The following is a 17,113-nucleotide window of genomic DNA, read 5'->3' on the forward strand; positions in this document are numbered from 1 at the left end:
GCGGGGCGGGCGTGGTGCGCCGCGCCCGCCCGCCGCTCACCTCACCTCCTGCAGGGCGAACGACACGTCGTTCGGTGGTGCCACCAGCAACGGCAGCCGCTCCGCGGGGGTGCGGGCCTGCCGGCGGCGTTGCTCCAGCTCGGCCATGCGCCGCATGCACGCGGCACGGGCGGGTGACCCGAAGCCGGTCTCCGGCGCCGCGGTCAGCGAGGCCGCCCAGGCCCGGTAGCGGTAGAGCGGCCGGCGCAGGTTGCGGATGCGGTACAGCCAGGCGACCCGCAGTTGGAAGTCCGTGTCGGAGCCGAAGGCCGCGGTGCCGTCGAAGCCGTTGAGCCGGGTGAAGACCTCCCGCCGGACGACCGTCGCCGGGTGCAGCGCGACCGTCTTACGGCCGAAGCGGTGCACCAGGTTCCCGTTGCGCGGCATGTGCCGTACCCCCTGCGGGTTGCCCGACGCGTCGATGACGCGGTACCCGCAGCCGACGAGGTCGGCCCGGCCCCGTTCGAGCACGGCCAGTTGGCGGGCGAACCGGTCGGGTTCGCTGACGTCGTCGGCGTCCTGGAAGCCGATGTACCTCGTGGACACCGATTCGACCACCGCGTTCTTCAGCCGCAGCGGCCCGACGTTGCGCGACGCGCGCAGCAGCGTGAGCCGTGGATCGTCCCGCCAGGGCGCGAGCGCGGTGATCCAGTCGTCGTCCGGCGAGTGGTCGTCCGCGACCACGAGCCGCAGGTCGGAATAGGTCTGCCCGAGTATGGAGGCGACCGACTCGGGCAGGTAGGTGGCGCAGCGGAAGTGCGGCACGATGACGGTCAGCAGGGGTTGCCCACCCATCAGGCGCCGACCGGCATCGACTCGCTGCGTACCGCGTCGATGTGCGCCCGCAGCCCCTCCCGCAGGGAGACCGAGGCGCGGAAGCCCAGCGCCTCGGCCGTGCGGGTGACGTCGGCGCGGGTGGACACCACGTCGCCCGCCCGGTGGGGCTCGACACGGACGTTCGCCGGGCGTCCCATCAGCTCACTGATCAGGTCGATGATCCCGGTGACCGAGATCTGCTCACCGGTGCCGACGTTGCACACCCGGCTCGGGCCCGGCGCGTCGACGGCCGCCGCCACGGCGCGTACCGCGTCCTTGACGAAGACGAAGTCGCGACGCTGCGAGCCGTCGCCGAAGACCCGGATCTCCCGGCCGTCGCGGACCGCGGAGATGATCCGGGAGATCAGCATGTCGGGTCGTTGCCGTGGGCCGTACACCGTGAAGAACCGCAGGGCCATACTGGTCAGCACGGAGGCGGGACGCGCCGCGTAGGCCAGCGCGAGGTGCTCGGCCGCCAGTTTGGTCACGGCGTACGGGGAGATCGGTGCGGGCGGTTGGTCCTCGGTCATCACCCCGTCGCGCTGGTTGCCGTAGACGCTTGACGACGAGGCGATCACCAGTCGTCGTAGTCCGGTCTGCACCCCTGCCTCCAGGAGCCGCCGGGTGACGATCACGTTCGACTCGACGTAGTCGTCGAAGCGGTCCCACGAGGGCCGGACCCCGGGCAGCGCGGCGAGATGGACCACCGCGGAGACCCCGTCGAGCAACGGACGGATGTCCGTGGTGCGTAGGTCGGCGACGACGTGCCCGCCGGCCGCACCGGCCGGTCGGGGCCGCAGGTCGACACCGATCACCGGCTGGCCACGGTCGGCCAGGTGCTCCACCAGGTGTCGCCCGATGAACCCGGCGGCACCGGTCACCAGCACCGTACGCCGTGGGTCGTGAACCGTCATTTCCGTGCCCTCCCTGGTCTGGGACGTGCCTGGCGGTGGACTCTCAGCTGCGTCGGACCGACAGCGTGTGGGCCAGGTCGGTCAGCGCCGTGCGCACCTGCGCGGCGATGGGCAGGGAGTCGAGCGCCGCCACCGCCTGCTCGGTGCGGGCGTGGATCATCTCTTCGACCGTCCGCAACGCGCCGGTGTCCCGCACGATCTGCCGCAGCCGTAGTGCCTCCCGCTCGCCGAGGCCCGGGTTGCCGTGCCACCGGGATATCTCGTCGGCCTGGGTGGCATCCGCCCGTTGCCTGGTCAGCGCCATGAGTACGGTGGACTTCCCGCTGCGCAGATCGCTCAGGGTCGACTTGCCGGTGACCGCGTCGTCGCCGAACACGCCGAGGATGTCGTCGCGCAGCTGGAACGCCTCACCGATCGGAACACCGAACCGGGAGAGCCGGTCCACCTCCGCTCGGGGCGCGCCGGCCAGCATCGCGCCGATCTGCAGCGGACGCTCCACGGTGTACTTCGCCGACTTGTAGAGCAGGATCGTCAGGCAGTCGGCCAGGTCGGCCCGGACGGCCTCGCCACGGACGTCGAGATACTGCCCGAGCAGCACTTCGACGCGCATGCTCTGGAGCAGCCCGGCCGCCGCCGCCACCCGCTCCGCCGGCAGGCCGCAACCGTGGAACGCCTCGTCTGACCAGGTCAGACAGAGGTCGCCCCAGAGGATCGCCGCGTTGCGGCCGTAGTGTTCGGGGTCGCCGCGCCAACCGAGCCGGCGGTGCGCCTGGGCCATGGTGACGTGCAGGGTCGGATTGCCCCGCCGGACGTCGCTGTCGTCCATGATGTCGTCGTGCACCAGGGCGAAGAGGTGGAACAGTTCCAGCGCCGTGGCGGCCACGACGATGCCGGGATCGTCGTCACCGCCGAACGCGCGCCAGCCCAGGCAGCAGAACGTCGGTCGGGTGCGTTTGCCTCCGGCGAGTGCCAGGGCGCGCAGCGCGTCGACTCCGTCGCGCCACTCGGGGTTGGCGTTCATGTCCCGCCGGGCGGTCAGGAAACTGTCGATGGTGCGTTCCACCTCGACCCTGAGCGCGGGCCCGGGGAGGCCGGGCGCGCCTCGGGTGGTCTCGCTGGTGGCGATCATCTGTCCCCCGTCCGGTCGCAGGCGATGTCGACGGCAGGTAACCGGTGTCCGGTCCCGCCGGGGTGAACGATCGCGCAGGCTGAATGCGGCAGAGCGGGGCCGACCCTCGATGTGAAGTGATCACGATCAGTGACGGCCTGAGTGGGGTGGCCTGCGCTTACGTGACCCCTCGTGGCTGGCTGGGTATCCACTGTAGCCGATCGATGAGCATCTGGGACCCCCTACTTTGCTTATCCGCAATTTCCCGTGTGGGCGTTTTGTTCTTTGTAGGGGGTTGACTGGAGTCGATTTACCGTGGATTGTTGTGCGAGCGAAATTGACCGATCCGGATGGTGGGGGAGCGGTATGGAGCAGGTCGTGCTACTCGACCAGGATGGCCAAGTCGTTGGTGAGCAGGACAAATACACCGTCCATGATGGAGGCACCCCGCTTCACCTAGCATTCTCCTGTTACGTGTTCAGCAATAGTGGGCATTTCTTGATGTCGCGCCGATCGTTGCGGAAAAAGACGTGGCCAGGTATATGGACCAACAGCTTCTGTGGCCATCCCGCCCCAGGTGAGGCGATGACCGACGCCGTTCACCGGCGGGCGTCCGCTGAGCTGGGCATCACGCTGAGCAACCTTCGTCTGGTGCTGCCCCGTTTCCGCTACCGCGCCGAACTCGACGGTGTGGTCGAGAACGAGATGTGCCCGGTGTACGTGGCCCAGGCGGTGGGCGACCCGGTGCCGAACCCGGACGAGGTCGACCGGGTCGACTGGGTCGACTGGGACTCGTTCCGGGAGCGGGTCCGAACCGACCCGGCCCTGTCCCCGTGGTGCCGGTTGCAGGTCGACGAACTGGCGGGGCTCGGCCCCGTACCGGCCGAATGGCCCACCGGCGACGCCGCCGAGCTGCCCCCCGCAGCCAGGGTCGCGGTCGCCGGGCACGGCTGACCAGATGACGTCCCACGAGCCGCGGACGGCCGCCACGAACTGGGCACGCTATGTGGCCTACGTCGGCGGCCACCGCCGCTGGTTCCTGCTCCTGGCCGCGCTCATCCCGCTCGACGTCGGCACCCAGTTGGTGGCGCCGCAGGTCGTACGCCGGTTCATCGACGCGGCGGTGGGCGGCCGGTCGCAGGCAGAGTTGGCCGGGTACGCCGTGGTCTTCGTGGCGCTCGCGGTCGTCCGGCAGGTGCTGTCGACAGGCACCGGCTGGGTCTCCGGCCGGGTCGCCTGGCGGACGACCAACGAGGTGCGTCGTGACCTGCTCGCGCACGTCCTGCGGCAGGGGCCGGCGTTCTTCCTCCGGCACCCGCCCGGGGAACTGGTCGACCGGATGGACGGCGACGTCACCCGGTTGGCCAAGCTGCTGTCCGAACTGGTACTCGACATCGCCGTCCAACTGCTGATGATCATCGGGATCGTCGTGGCGCTGTTCCTGCTCGACTGGCGGTACGGCGCGCTCTTCACCCCGCTCGCCCTGGTGATGCTGCTGCTCCTGCGGCGGCTGCTCGGCCGCGCGGTGCCGCTCATCGCCGACCGGCAACGGGCGGAGGCGGGCCTGCTCGGTTACCTCGAGGAGAACCTGACCGGGCGGGAGGACCTGAACGCCAACGGCGGGACGACCCATGCCCTTCAGACGGCCTGGGAACGGATCACGCACCACTACCGGCTCGCCCGGCGGGCCGCCCGCGCCACGGTCACCTGGCCGGCGGCAGTCCAGGTGCTCACCGCCGTCAACCTCTGCGCGGCACTGGCCACCGGTGTGTGGCTCAGCCAGAACCGGGGAGTCAGCGTCGGCACCGTCTTCGCCGGGCTGTCGTACGCGATCCTGCTGCGGATGCCACTGGTCAGCATCACCTCGCGGTTCCAGGACGTGCAGAACGTCCTGGGTAGCGTCCGCCGCGTCGAGGAACTGTTCGGCGAGGCCCACATCGTCCCCGACGGCGGTGGCACCCTCGCACCCGGACGCGGCGCGGTGAGCTTCACCGGCGTCACCTTCGCCTACGACGACCGTCCGGTGCTGTCGGACGTCTCGTTCACGATCCCGGCCGGCCGTCGGGTCGCGCTGGTCGGACGCAGTGGCGGCGGGAAGTCGACCATCCTGCGGATGCTGTTCCGCCAGTACGACCCGCAGGCCGGGACGGTGTCGGTCGGCGGGGTGGACGTCCGGCGGCTGGACGTCGTCGCGCTGCGCTCCCGCATCACGCTCGTCACCCAGGACGTGCACGTCATCGCCGGCACGCTGCGCGACAACCTGACCTTCTACGACGACAGGTGGCCCGACGAGCAACTGCTCCGCTCGGTGGAGGAGGTCGGGCTGGGCACCTGGTACGCCGCCCTGCCCGACGGCCTCGACACCCGGATCGGGCCGGGTGCAGCCGGGCTGTCGGCCGGTGAGGAGCAACTGCTCGCGCTGGCCCGGGCGCTGCTGACCGACCCCGACATCGTGCTCCTCGACGAGCCGTCGGCCCGCCTGGACCCGCATGCGGAGCGGCGGCTGCGCCGCACGATGGAGCGGTTCATCGAGGGTCGTACGGCGCTCGTCATCGCGCACCGGCCCGAGACGCTCACCATCGTCGACGACGTGATGGTGGTCGAGGAGGGCCGGGTCGTGAGCCTGACGCCCCGCCCCGACCCGACCGACGGCACCGGCGGACCGGTCGACCAGCGGTTCTTCGTAGGGCGGTCCTGATGACCACGACGAGCGGTGGCCGGGCCCGCCTGCTGTTGGCCGGTCGCGGACGCCGGTACGCCGTGCTCGCCGCCGTGTGGGCGGTGCTGCGCCTGGGCATGCTCGCCCTGGGACTGTTGATGCAGACGGCGTTCGACTCCCTCAGCGGCGAGTCGGCCGCCGGCCTGAACCTGTGGAGTGTCGTCGCCCTCGTCGCCGGCATCGAGGCCGCGCGCATCTCGCTGCAGTTCAGCACGGTCGTGCCCTGGCTCGAACCGCGCATGCAGTACCACACGGTCGGCGCGTTGCGGATGTCGCTGTTCGAGTCGCTGCTCGAACCGCCACCGCAGGCCGGAGGCGGCAGCGTGGGCGAGGCGGTCGCGACCGTCGGCACCGACGCCGCCGACGCCGGCTTCTTCGTGGTGTGGTCACCGATCAACATCGCCCGCTGGCTCTTCGCGGTCGCCGCGATCACCATCATGATGCGCATCGACGTGCTCATCACCCTGAGCATCCTCGGGCTCTTCGTGCTGATCGTGGCGCTGATGCGCCTGGTGCACGGGCGGATGGTGGCCTACCGCGAGCAGAGTCGCGCCCAGACCGCACGGGTCACCGAGGCGCTGCGCGAGGTGACGGGCGCGGCGCTGGGCGTGCAGGCCGCGCGGGCCGAGGAGGCGGTCACCCGGCACCTCGACCGGCTCAACGCCGACCGGGCCAGGATCGCCATCGCCGAGGAACTCGCCGTCGCCGTGCAGCGCAGCACCCTGCTGAACGCCGCTCCGCTCGGCACCGGGATCGTGCTGCTGATCGCCGCGCCGGCCATCAGCAGCAACGAGCTGTCCATCGGCGACATGGTGCTGTTCACGTTCTACCTGCAACTGCTCGTCGACACGCTCGCCTCCCTCGGCGTGCTCACCGTCCAGTTGCAACGCGTGCTCGTCGCGCTGCGCCGGATGACGGCGATCACGGGCGGTCGGCTGCAACCCCGGCACGGGATGGACCTCGACCACGGCCGACCCGGTGCGATGACAGGTGTCCCACCGCGGCAGCCGCCCCCGCCGCCCGCCCCGGGCCCGCCCACGATCACCGTCACGGACCTCACCGCCCGGCACGACGGCGCGGCCCACGGGCTGGCCGGTATCGGCTTCACGATGCCGGCCGGGCAACTGACGGTGGTGATGGGCCAGGTCGGCTCGGGCAAGACCACGCTGCTGCGTGCCCTGCTCGGTCAGGTTCCGGGGGCGACCGGTGAGGTGCGCTGGGACGACGTCCCGCTGCCCGCCGACCGCCGCGCGGTGCTCGTGCCGCCCCGGTGCGCGTACACGCCGCAGGTGCCGCGACTGTTCACCGGCACGATCCGGGAGAACATCCTGCTCGGGCTGCCGGCGGACCGGCTGGCCGAGGCGGTGTCCCGGTCGGCGCTCGACGCCGACCTGACGACGATGCCCGACGGGCTCGACACGGTGATCGGGCCGCGCGGCCTACGCCTGTCCGGCGGCCAGGCACAGCGGGTGGCCGTGGCGCGGATGCTCGTGCGCCGTACCCCGTTGGTGCTGTGCGACGACGTCTCCAGCGCACTCGATCCCGAGACGAGCGACGCCCTGTGGGAGGGGATCCTCCGCGACGGCGGGAGCACGGTCCTCGCGGTGTCCCACCGGCCCGAGGTGCTCCGCCGGGCCGCCCTCGTCGTCGTCCTGCACGACGGTCGGCTGACGGCGGTCGGGGCCCCGGCGGACCTGCTCGACAGCTCCGACGAGATACGCCGGCTCTGGTCCGCCGTGGCCCACGACTGACCCCATGCGGAGGCACCGATGATCGAGCTAGTGACCCGGCCCGTCCGGTGGGCGATCCGGCGCGGCTACCAGCCCGCCGAGGGTGATCCACCGCCCACCGGGTGCCTCGTGGTCCGCCCCGGACCGACAGTCGTGCGGTCCGGAATCCCGGTCCGCGATGTCGCCGCGACGCTCGGCGACGGCTTCGCCGGTGGGCTGGCCCTGGTCCTGCCGACCTACGTGGGTCGCGCACCGCTGTCGAGCCACCGCGAGAGCGTCGAGGAACTCGTCAGCCAGCTCACCGACCTCCCCCCGACGGTCGCCGCCCGCCCGTTGGTGCTGGTCGTCGGCATGCAGTACCGCGACGGCCAGCACGACGAGGCGGTCGAACGACTGCGCCGGCTCAGCGAGGTCGCGGCCTCCCCGGGCGGGCCGACCTTCGTCGGCATCGCGATGCCCCAGGCCGGGAAGAGCCGCATGCTCAACGCCGCCTTCGCCATGGCCACCGGCCTCGGCCTGGCCGGCGTGGCGTGGGTCGACGACGACGTCACGTTCAGCACCGGCTGCATCGGCCGGCTGTTCGAGGACTTCCTCGACCGTGGCGCCCGGGGCTCGGTCGGGGCGAGCAAGGTTCCCCAACCCAACCCGTACGCGGCGGCCCGGTTGCTGCACCGGGGCAAGGGGATCACCAAGACGCCGAAGTTCAGCTACCCACACGGGTGCTGCATGGTGGTCGACGCCGACCTGGCGGCCCGGGGCATCCCCGACCGCTACACCTGCGAGGACGACTACTTCTGCTTCGCGCTGCTCGACCCACGCGACGAGAACCCGCTGCACCGTACGCACATCGTCGCGGACGCCGTGAGCTACCACCTGACCGGCGGCCCGGCGGGCGAGATCAGACAGCGCGTCAACCGCTCGCTGCTGACCGCGGCGGTGCTGATGGCCGACTTTCCCGCCGACGTCGCCGGGCGGTACTGGCGCATGTACTTCTACGGGCTGTGGCCGCTGGCGCCCGCCGCCCGGGGTCAGGGCATCCGCTTCGCGGCGAAGAAGTGGCTGCTCAAGTCGGTCCACTTCGGCTGGTTCTCGACGGTCGCGCTGGGGCTGGCCGTACGCGGCGTCGCCGGTCGGCCCCGACGCGAGATCCCCTGGTCGGCATACACGAAGCACGCCAAGCCGACGGCCTCGTCGGTCCCGTTGTCTCCCACGATCCCCGGAGGGGAACGCGCATGACAGACATCGCGAAATACATCAAACAGCGTGCACAGGGCAAGGGCGTCCTGAACGTGCTCAGCGGGGTGTCCCGCACCTACCTCAACGGCACCGGAACCAAGACGCTCAGCGACGCCGCCTGGCTCAAGCAGAAGTCCAGCCGCACGCCCCCGCAGTTCAGCATGATCGCGATCGAGACGATGAGCGGCTGCAACTACCGCTGCTCGTTCTGCCCCATCGGCACCATCAAGATGCCGTCCGGTCGGATGTCGATGGAACTCTACGAGTCGCTGCTCGACCAGCTCGCCGACTTCACCGGCGTCATCCACCCGTACCTGTTCAACGAGCCGCTGCTGGACCGACGGCTACCCGAGATGGTGCGGATGGCCAAGGAGCGCACCAGGGCGTCGATCTCCATCCAGACCAACGGCTCCAAGCTCACCGAGGAACTGGCCGACGAGCTGACGAAGTACGCCACCGTCGTCGTCAACGACTACACCACCGACCTGTCGGTGCTGGAGAAGGTCCGCCGGTATCCGGCCCGACCCGAGCTGGTGCTGGTCGACCGCGACCCGGACGCCACCCTCACCAACCGGGCCGGCAACGTGCTGGGGCGGCCGACCGTGCTGCTCAACCAGTTCTGCGTACGCCCGTTCAACGAGTTCTACATCACCCATGACGGCCGCGTCGTCCTGTGCTGCCAGGACTGGAGCGTGCAGGAGGTCATGGGCAACGTCAACGACAACACCATCGAGGAGATCTGGAACAACGAGAAGTACACCGCCCGCCGCGCGAGCCTGCTGCGAAAGGAGCGGACCGACCTATGCGCGAAGTGCGACTTTCCGGGAATCTGAGCACGGTCCCGGCTGCCGCCCCGGTGCTGACGGCGCTGCGGGCGCAGGCCCCCGGCCTCCTGCACGTCGTGGACCCGTACAAGGTGCCGCTGGCCGAGGCGGTCGAGAAGGCACGGGCGATGGCCGATCTCGGTCACCCCGCGCTGCTGGTCGGCAGCACCGACAACCCCGCGTTCGACCAGCGGGTCGCCCCCTACGTCGCCGAGCTGCGCGAGCGGACCGACCTGCCGCTCGTCCTGCACTTCCCGTCGATACCCGGGCGGGGCGCCCCGCTGTGTCCGGGTGCCGACGCGGTGCTGGTGCACGCCGTGTTGAACTCGGTGCGCTCCTTCTTCGTCACCGGTGGTCTGGCCGCCACCGCCCGCACCGCGACCGCGCTCGGGCAGGACGGGCCCGAACTGCTGCGTTCGGCGTCGTTCGCCTTCGGCACCGACGGCAAGACCCACGAGGCGGTCGGTGCCCGGCCGGCGGCCGAGGACGGCCGGGAACTGCCCCGGCTCGTGGCCGAGGTCGCCGCCGCCGACTTCGACCTCGCCTATCTGCTCTACCGGCACGGCCGGGTCCCCGACCGGGTGCTGCGTGCCTACCGGCGTGGCCTGGCACCCCAACAGTTGCTCTTCGTCGGCGGCGGGGTCACCTCGTACCGTCAGGTCCGCGAGTACCACGACTGCGGCGTCGACTGGGTCGTCGTCGGCAACGGCCTGGAGACCGCCGACTGGCGGGACACCCTGCACGGCTTGTCCGGCCGTCCGGGCGGACGGCCCGGCGGCGCGGGCGACCCCGCCGTCCCCCCGGCGCTCGCCGCCGCGTTGCAGCGCGGGCTACGCCGGCCCGTACGGTCCGATCCGGCCGGTCGGGCGGCGTACGCCACGAACGTCGGCCGGCTGCACCACCTGCTACCGGCCGTGGTGACCCCGGTGACCTCGGCGGAGGAGGTGGCGCACGTCCTGCGGACGACCCGGGCGGCCGGCACACCCGTCGCGGTGCGGGGCAGCGGACACTCGTTCGGCCGGCAGGGCCTGTCCGACGGCGGGGTGCTGATCGTCGGCGAGCCGGGGGACCCCGCCGTGCGGGTGCTCGACGACGGCACCGCCGAGGTGTCCGCCCGGGCTCCCTGGTACGCCGCCGAGCTGGCCCTGAACGCCCAGGGCCGCAGCATCCCGGTGCTGACCAACCACCTGACGGTCTCGATCGGCGGCACCCTGTCGGTCGGCGGCTACGGCGAGGGCACGATCACCCACGGCGGCCAGGTCGACCTGGTCGAACGGTTCCGGCTGGTCCTGCCCGACGGGCAGCCGCGGTGGTGCTCGCCCACCGAGTCGCCGGAGCTGTTCCGCTACGGCATCGGCGCGCTGGGCACCCTGGGCGTGCTGGACCGGGTGGTGCTGCGCACGGTCGAGCACCAGCGGCACACCACCATCGCCACGCAGCGACATCCGTCCCTGACCGCCCTGGTGGCGGAGGTCGGTTGGCTGGCACAGGAGCAGCGCTCGCCGGTCGACCTCTTCTCCGCCCAGCACTACGAGGGGGGTTTCGTCGCCACGTACGGGATGCGCGGTGGTGGCCCGCTGCCGCAGCGGCTGGCGGGGCGGGCCGAGACCCGGGTCGAGGCCGACTGGCCGCTGCGGTCCATGCGCGAGTCCCGGCGCAACCCGGCCGACCCGTCGGTGCACTTCATCTGGGCCGACTACTGCCTGTCGTTGCCGGCCGCGGCCGAGTTCGCCCGCTTCCTCGACGTCGAGATCCTGGCGGGCACCGGCTACCGGGAGGGCGGTGGCCGGCTGCTCATGCTCGGCGTGCACCGGCCGGAGCAGCGTCCGGGCGTGCCGTTCACCCCGGCGGCCGGCCTGCGGGGCCTGGCGCTCGGCTTCGGACTGTACTTCAGCGTCCCGCGCGGGGACCGGCCCGCCGTCGACCTGGTGCAGGGCCTGCACCGTCGGGTGCTGGCGCAGTGCCTCGCGCTCGGCGGGCGGCCCTACCTCGCCGGCTGGTACGACCTGACCGAGGCGGACCTGCAGTCGATGTACGGCGACGACCTCACCACCCTGCGCCGGCTCCGCCGGGAGCTGGACCCGCAGGGGCTGTTCAACCCGGGACTGCTGGCATGACACCGCGAGCGCGACGGAGGGAGTGGGCATGACCCGCAGCGTGCAGGTCATCTCGATGCGCACCTGGGGAGAGCTGGGGAACCTCCTGGCCGGCCGGACACTCGCCGCGACCCTGGCCGCCGGCCTCGACGACGTCGACGTCACCGTCGTCGAGGCCGAGACGATCTTCCCGCAGTTCGCCGAGGCCGGTGCCGCCATCCGTGAGCTGGTGGCGGCCCGGTTGCCCGCCGACGAGGTCCGGGCCGGCTACCTGCGCCTGATGGCCGACTTCACCAGCCGGCTGCCGGGCGGCTTGGACGACGACCCGGTGCCGGCGGCGACCGCCGACCGGCTGACCGCCGTCGTCGAGCACTTCGCCCGGACGAAACCGGATCTGGTGATCGGCACCAAGGGGGTGATCTCCCGGCTGAGCCATGCCGCGCTACGGGTCGCGGACCTGCCGATCCCGGTGGTCAACTACGTGACCAACGAGGGGCTGCTCCGGCTGCCGGTGCACCGGGCCCCGCACCTGCCGGTGCACCTGGTGCAGTTCGACCGGGCCCGGGACTACCTGATCCGCGAGCACGGCTACCGCCCCGAGCAGGTCGTGCCGGTCGGCCGGTTGCTCGCGCAGGCCCAGGCCGCCCAGGTCTTCGAGGGTGCCGCGCAGGGCGGCCGCATCGGTGACACCGACGCCGACGCCATGGAGCCGGCGCTGGCCGAGGCGCGTACCCGGGTCCTGATCCTGTCCAACCGGGGCGGTCGGGAGTACCTCGCCGCCGTGGAGCGGATCGCCACCACCCATCCCGACGCGGCGCTGGTCTTCATCGCGTACAACAATCCGGCGCTCGCCGCCGAGGCCGCCGCGCTGCTGACCGAGTTGAAGGTGCCGGCCTGGCAGACCTTCGACCGGCTGGCGCAGGGCGACTACCTGCGGTACCTGTCCTGGCTGCACGCCGCCGACGCGCCGTTGTTCATCTCCAAGACCGGACCGAACTCGATGCTGGAGGGGCTCTACTTCGGCATCCCGCAACTGCTGGTGCGCTCCGGCCTGCCGATGGAGGAGTGGGTCGGCCCGTTCCTCGCCGAGCACGGCGTCGGCCAGGGCTTCGACCGGATGGAGGATCTGGTCGACGTCGCCGTGCGCTGGCTGGGCGACCCCGACGAGCTGCCCCGACGCCGCCACCTGGCCACCACCCTGGCCCGTACGCTGCTCGACCCGGACCGGGCCCGGCGGCGGACCGTGGCCGCCGTCGCCGCGGTGCTCGACGGCCGGCCGGTGCGGATCGACGAGGAGGCCCCGTGCTCTCCGGAGTGAGCGGCCTGGACGACGAGTGGGCGGTCGCGCAGCGCGTCCTGCTGGAGCGGGTCACCGACCGGCTCGCCGGGACCGGCATGACGCCGCAGGGGCTGGAGTACGTCCGGCAGATGAAGGGCTATCCCCGGATCCCCTACTTCGCCGCGCTCTGGGTGCCGGATGCGCAACTGCGGCAGGAGTTGGGGATCGCGATCTGCACCCACGCGATGGGGATCAAGCTCGTCGACGACCTGATGGACGGCGACCAGCCGATCCGGCCCTGGGACCAGATCCTCGGCATGTTCCTCACCCAGAGCAGCACGGCGACCTTCGGCGCCCACCACCGGCCGGCCGAGGTGCTGCGGGTCTTCGACGAGGACTACGGGGTGATCTGGCGGGAGCAGATCAACGAGGCGGAACGCCCGGCACACGACCTGGACAGCTGGATCCACTACGCCAGCATCAAGTCGGGTCGGATGATGATGTGCTACGCCTCCGCCGCCTGCCTCGCCGCCGACGTCGTGGACCGGCTGCCCGCCGCCCGCGCCTTCTGCGAGGCGTTCGGCGTCCTGTTCATGATCGGTGACGACATCCGCGACCACCGCGACCTCGGAGAGGCAGGTGGCAACCTGTGCCACCTGATCCGTAGCGGGCGGGTGAGCCGCGATGCCGCCGTCGCGGCAACCCGCTGGTGGCGCGCGGAGGCGCTGCGCGCCCTGGCGGAGTTCCCACCCGAGTTCCCGATCGCCGGCTTCATGGCCGACTTCGCCGACCGTCTGATCACCTTTCTTCTGGAGGACGACCGTGTTGACGTTTCCTGAGTTCAAGGCCGAGATGGACGCCAGCCAGGCGCGGGTGGTCCAGCGGTGTCTCACCGAACTCACCAGCCTGGGCATGTCCCCACAGGGGCTGGATTTCGTGCGTGACCTCCCCGGCTACCCGCGTACGCCGTACTACACGACGCTGTGGGTGCACGACCCGCAGGTGCGCGCCGACCTCGGCGCGGGGGTGTCGATCCACGCGGTCGGCGTGAAGCTGATCGACGACCTCATCGACGACGACCAGCCGCTCTCGCCGCGCGACCAGATCTTCGGCGTCCAGTTGCTCTCGGTCGGCACCACGCTGCTGGCCAGCCACCAGCGCCCGGTCGAGGTGCTGAAGACCCTCGAGGACGACTACCGGGACATCTGGCGGCAGGAGATCGTCGAGGTCGCCGCGCCCCGGCCGACCACCGTCGAGTCGTGGATCGCGGCGGCCCGGATCAAGGCCGGGGTGATGCTCGCCAACTACGCCGCGGTCAACTGCCTCGCGGGCGGGGTTCCCGAGCTGGTGGGGCCGGCCCGGGAGTTCGGTGAGGCACTGGGCGTGCTCTACATGATCGGCGACGACGCGGTCGACTTCGACGAGATCCAGGAGCGCGACGGGAACCTCGCCCACCTGGTCGCCTCGGGCGCGGTCGACGTCACCGACGTCGCCACCGCGATCGACGAGTGGCGCGACCGGGCCGTCGCGGCGGTGCGGCAGGGCGACCCGGTGTGCGACCTGGTGCCGTTCTTCGACCACTTCGCGGTGAAGCTGAAGGGCCTGCTCAGCCGGCCGGCGGCGGTCGTCTGATGACGCCGCACCAACCGCTCGCCCGGCTGCTCGCCGGGAAACTGGTGGATCCGGCACCCGAGGACTGCCAGCGGGACTTCGGCCGGCTGCACCGCCGGCAGCCACAGGCGGTCGTCTTCCCCGCAGGTGTCGCCGACGTGCAGGAGACGGTGCGGTACGCCCTCGCCGGCGGGCTGGCGGTCGTCGCACGGGGTAACGGGTGCAGCAGCAACGGGCAGAGCCTCACCGACAGCCTGCAACTGGACACCGCCGCGTTGGACCGGATCGAACTTCTCGGGGCGGCGACCGTGCGGGTCGAGTCGGGGGTGCGCTGGGGAACCCTGCACCGCTGGCTGCACGAGCACGGCCTCGCCCTGCCGGTGGTGACCAGCAACGAGCACGCCACGGTCGGCGGGACGCTGTCGGTCGGCGGGTTCGGGCCGACGTCGCCCTTCGTCGGCTCGGTCGTCGACCAGGTGACGGCGCTGGACGTCGTCACGGGTGACGGCACGCTCGTGCACGCGACCGCCGACGGGCCGTACCCGGAGTTGTTCCGGTACGCGCTCTGCGGCCTCGGCCAGGTGGCGGTGATCGTCCGGGCCGATCTGCGGGTGGTCCCGGCGGAGCCGGCAGTCCTGGTCCGCCGGCTCGGCGGCGACGACCTCGCCACGGTGGCGGAGCAGGTGTGGGGCGACGAGCGGCTGCGGATCTGTCGCACGGTGTTCTCCACCGCCGCCGGCCGGTGGAAGACCGAGGTCGGGCGGGCGGCGGGTGACGCGGCGGCCGGGTCGGACGAGACCCTGGTCGCCGACTACCACCAGCGGCTGTTCGAGGCGGAGGCGGGGTTCTCCGTCGGTATCGCCCGCGCCCAGGTCGCCGGAGGTCTGCTGGCCGACGTCGCCGAGGCCCGGCGGTTGTGGAGCGACTTCTTCCTGCCGATGGAGAAGGCGGACGCCTTCTTCGCCGCCGTCCGCGACAGGTTCGCCGACCCGGCGGTGATCCCGGTGGTCAACGGCACGTTCCTGCGCCCCGGGGGCCGGCCCCGACCACCGCTGAGCCCGCTGCCCGACGCCGACCGGGTACGCACGTTCGGCTTCTACTGCATCGTGCCGCCGGATCGGGTGGACGCCTACCGGGAGCACTTCGACGCGGCGGGGGCGCTCTGTCACGACCTCGGCGGCCGGGTCTACCTGCACGGCTACCACCGGGTGGAGCGGGACTTCTACCGGGCCCAGTTCGGTGGGCCGACCGTCGACAGGTGGCGGGAGGTGAAGCGCCGCCACGACCCGGGAACCGTGCTCGGCCCACGGCTTCCGATCTGAACCGTCCCGTGGCCCGGCCCGCCGGCCCGCGTCCGCCCGCGCGGTGCCGGCCGGACCGAACCGGGGCACGTCGAGGGCGTCGGTCCGATCCGCGGCACGATCGAGGCTGATCGATTACTGTCAGATCCTGCGAGGTGCACCGAGACCCGGTGCCGACCGGCGTCCTCGCTCCGCCGCGCAGCCGTGCGCGTTCCCCGGAGGAGCCACCACCGCCATGAGACCTACGAGCAGCCTTCTCGGCGTCGCCGCCGCAGGTGTGACACTGGCCGCCGCCCTGGCCGGGGTCAGCGCACCCGGCGTCGCCTCGGCCGGCACGACCCCGCCCTCAAGCACCGCATCGCCGGGCAGCCCGCCGCCCGGTAGCCCCGTGCCGAGCAGTCCGGCACCGAGCAGCCCCGTGCCGAGTGACCCGGCACCGAGCAGCCCGGCACCGAGCAGTTCCGTGCCGAGCAGCCCGGCACCGAGCGGGGCCGCCTGCACCGTCCGGTACTCGGCCTACACCTGGGACACCTACCTGACGAGCAGCATCACCATCGTCAACACCGGTGCCACCACGATCACCGCCTGGCGGCTGACGTTCCCGCTGCCCCCCGGGCAACGCATCACCACCGGCTGGAACGCGGTGTACTCGCCGTCGAGTGGCACCGTCACGGCCCGTGGCCACGACGACAACGTCACCATCGGGCCGGGCGGGGCGATCGCCATCGGGTTCGTGGCCGACCACACCGGTGACACCGGCAGCCCGTCCTCGTTCACCCTCAACGGGACGCCCTGCGCGCTCGGCTGATCCAGCGGTCAGGCGGGCGGGGCCGGTCCGCAGGTCTCAGTGGGCCGACGGCGGCCAGCGGTGCGTACGCCATGCGTGCCAGGTCGGGAACCCCGCCGGGGGAGCATCGATGGGTTCGCTGCCGTCGAGTTCCCCCGGTGTGGGGACGTCGAGGCGGGTGGCCCACCCGGCGAGTTCCTCATCGGCCATGGGCCAGGTCGTGTGCGGCGCATCGGCCTGGCGTCGGTCACGCCGTCTGCGCTGTTCGGCCGGGGTGAGGGTGAAGTAGTGCAGCTCCACCCTCGCGCCGAGGTCCGCTGCGGCCTGGCGCAGGGCGGAACGCTCGTCGCGGCTCCACAGGCCGTAGTCGATCACCACGTTGGTGCCGAGTTCGAGAGCGCGCAGTCCGATCCCGATGAGCCGCCCCTCGATGACGGCCCCCGCCAGGGGAGGGTTCCCGGGCCCGTAGAGCGCCTTCACCCACTCGTCCTTCGTCAGGCGCAGGGCGTCGTGCTCGACCTCGATACGCCGCGCCGCCGTGGTCTTCCCGGTGCAGGGGAGCCCCACGGTCAGGAACAGTGTCGGTCGCCCCATCGTCACCCTCCGGTCGGACGTGCCCCATCATCGCTCATCGCCGCGACCGCCGCTCGCGG

The 17,113-nt window shown here is 71.8% G+C and carries 15 protein-coding genes; 11 read left to right on the top strand and 4 right to left on the bottom strand.

Annotated features, from left to right (window positions below; genetic code table 11):
- Positions 1 to 36 precede the first annotated feature (36 nt).
- Genes ACN268_RS02370 through ACN268_RS02380 form a run of 3 tightly spaced genes read right to left on the bottom strand, consistent with a single transcriptional unit; the run spans position 37 to position 2,898 of the window.
- Positions 37 to 834 (bottom strand): glycosyltransferase family 2 protein, encoded by a 798-nt coding sequence (locus tag ACN268_RS02370; protein WP_421481493.1) that lies wholly within the window; start codon positions 832 to 834, stop codon positions 37 to 39.
- On the bottom strand, positions 834 to 1,769 hold the full coding sequence (locus tag ACN268_RS02375; RefSeq protein ID WP_421481494.1) for an NAD-dependent epimerase/dehydratase family protein: 936 nt from the start codon (positions 1,767 to 1,769) through the stop codon (positions 834 to 836). Before ACN268_RS02375 ends, ACN268_RS02370 begins: the two co-directional genes overlap by 1 nt.
- Positions 1,770 to 1,812: 43 nt before the next feature.
- Positions 1,813 to 2,898, bottom strand: a complete 1,086-nt coding sequence (locus ACN268_RS02380) for a polyprenyl synthetase family protein (RefSeq protein WP_421481495.1) — start codon at positions 2,896 to 2,898, stop codon at positions 1,813 to 1,815.
- Between the two features lie 345 nt (positions 2,899 to 3,243).
- On the opposite strand from ACN268_RS02380, the gene idi reads away from it, so the two are divergent.
- The 11 genes from idi to ACN268_RS02435 all read left to right on the top strand — a co-directional run bounded on the left by idi (position 3,244) and on the right by ACN268_RS02435 (position 16,481).
- The gene (gene idi / locus ACN268_RS02385) at positions 3,244 to 3,831 is read left to right on the top strand and encodes an isopentenyl-diphosphate Delta-isomerase (RefSeq protein ID WP_421481496.1); all 588 of its coding nucleotides are present in this window, start codon (positions 3,244 to 3,246) and stop codon (positions 3,829 to 3,831) included.
- Positions 3,832 to 3,835: 4 nt separating this feature from the next.
- Entirely contained in the window at positions 3,836 to 5,575 is a 1,740-nt protein-coding gene (locus ACN268_RS02390) for an ABC transporter ATP-binding protein (protein WP_421481497.1), read from the top strand.
- Complete coding sequence (locus ACN268_RS02395) at positions 5,575 to 7,347, top strand: ATP-binding cassette domain-containing protein (RefSeq protein ID WP_421481498.1); 1,773 nt, start codon at positions 5,575 to 5,577, stop codon at positions 7,345 to 7,347. The genes ACN268_RS02390 and ACN268_RS02395 overlap by 1 nt, the downstream gene beginning before the upstream one ends.
- Before the next feature lie 18 nt (positions 7,348 to 7,365).
- Complete coding sequence (locus ACN268_RS02400; protein ID WP_421481499.1) at positions 7,366 to 8,562, top strand: glycosyltransferase; 1,197 nt, start codon at positions 7,366 to 7,368, stop codon at positions 8,560 to 8,562.
- A complete protein-coding gene (locus ACN268_RS02405; RefSeq protein WP_204926682.1) occupies positions 8,559 to 9,395 on the top strand; it encodes a radical SAM/SPASM domain-containing protein in 837 nt (278 codons plus the stop codon). Before ACN268_RS02400 ends, ACN268_RS02405 begins: the two co-directional genes overlap by 4 nt.
- Positions 9,365 to 11,503 (top strand): geranylgeranylglyceryl/heptaprenylglyceryl phosphate synthase, encoded by a 2,139-nt coding sequence (locus ACN268_RS02410; RefSeq protein WP_421481500.1) that lies wholly within the window; start codon positions 9,365 to 9,367, stop codon positions 11,501 to 11,503. The genes ACN268_RS02405 and ACN268_RS02410 overlap by 31 nt, the downstream gene beginning before the upstream one ends.
- A 28-nt stretch (positions 11,504 to 11,531) precedes the next feature.
- Positions 11,532 to 12,800 (top strand): hypothetical protein, encoded by a 1,269-nt coding sequence (locus ACN268_RS02415; RefSeq protein WP_421481501.1) that lies wholly within the window; start codon positions 11,532 to 11,534, stop codon positions 12,798 to 12,800.
- A complete protein-coding gene (locus tag ACN268_RS02420) occupies positions 12,785 to 13,600 on the top strand; it encodes a hypothetical protein (RefSeq protein ID WP_421481502.1) in 816 nt (271 codons plus the stop codon). The genes ACN268_RS02415 and ACN268_RS02420 overlap by 16 nt, the downstream gene beginning before the upstream one ends.
- On the top strand, positions 13,584 to 14,393 hold the full coding sequence (locus tag ACN268_RS02425; protein ID WP_421481503.1) for a hypothetical protein: 810 nt from the start codon (positions 13,584 to 13,586) through the stop codon (positions 14,391 to 14,393). Before ACN268_RS02420 ends, ACN268_RS02425 begins: the two co-directional genes overlap by 17 nt.
- Entirely contained in the window at positions 14,393 to 15,694 is a 1,302-nt protein-coding gene (locus ACN268_RS02430) for an FAD-binding oxidoreductase (protein ID WP_421481504.1), read from the top strand. The genes ACN268_RS02425 and ACN268_RS02430 overlap by 1 nt, the downstream gene beginning before the upstream one ends.
- 214 nt (positions 15,695 to 15,908) lie before the next feature.
- Positions 15,909 to 16,481 carry a cellulose binding domain-containing protein gene (locus ACN268_RS02435; RefSeq protein ID WP_421481505.1) on the top strand — a complete coding sequence of 191 codons (573 nt, stop codon included), beginning with the start codon at positions 15,909 to 15,911 and terminating at the stop codon, positions 16,479 to 16,481.
- Positions 16,482 to 16,517: 36 nt separating this feature from the next.
- On the opposite strand, the gene ACN268_RS02440 is transcribed toward ACN268_RS02435, so the two are convergent.
- Positions 16,518 to 17,054, bottom strand: a complete 537-nt coding sequence (locus tag ACN268_RS02440; RefSeq protein WP_421481506.1) for an AAA family ATPase — start codon at positions 17,052 to 17,054, stop codon at positions 16,518 to 16,520.
- Positions 17,055 to 17,113 lie beyond the last annotated feature (59 nt).

The sequence above is a fragment of the Micromonospora sp. WMMD735 genome (assembly GCF_049178995.1).
Lineage (GTDB): Bacteria > Actinomycetota > Actinomycetes > Mycobacteriales > Micromonosporaceae > Micromonospora > Micromonospora wenchangensis.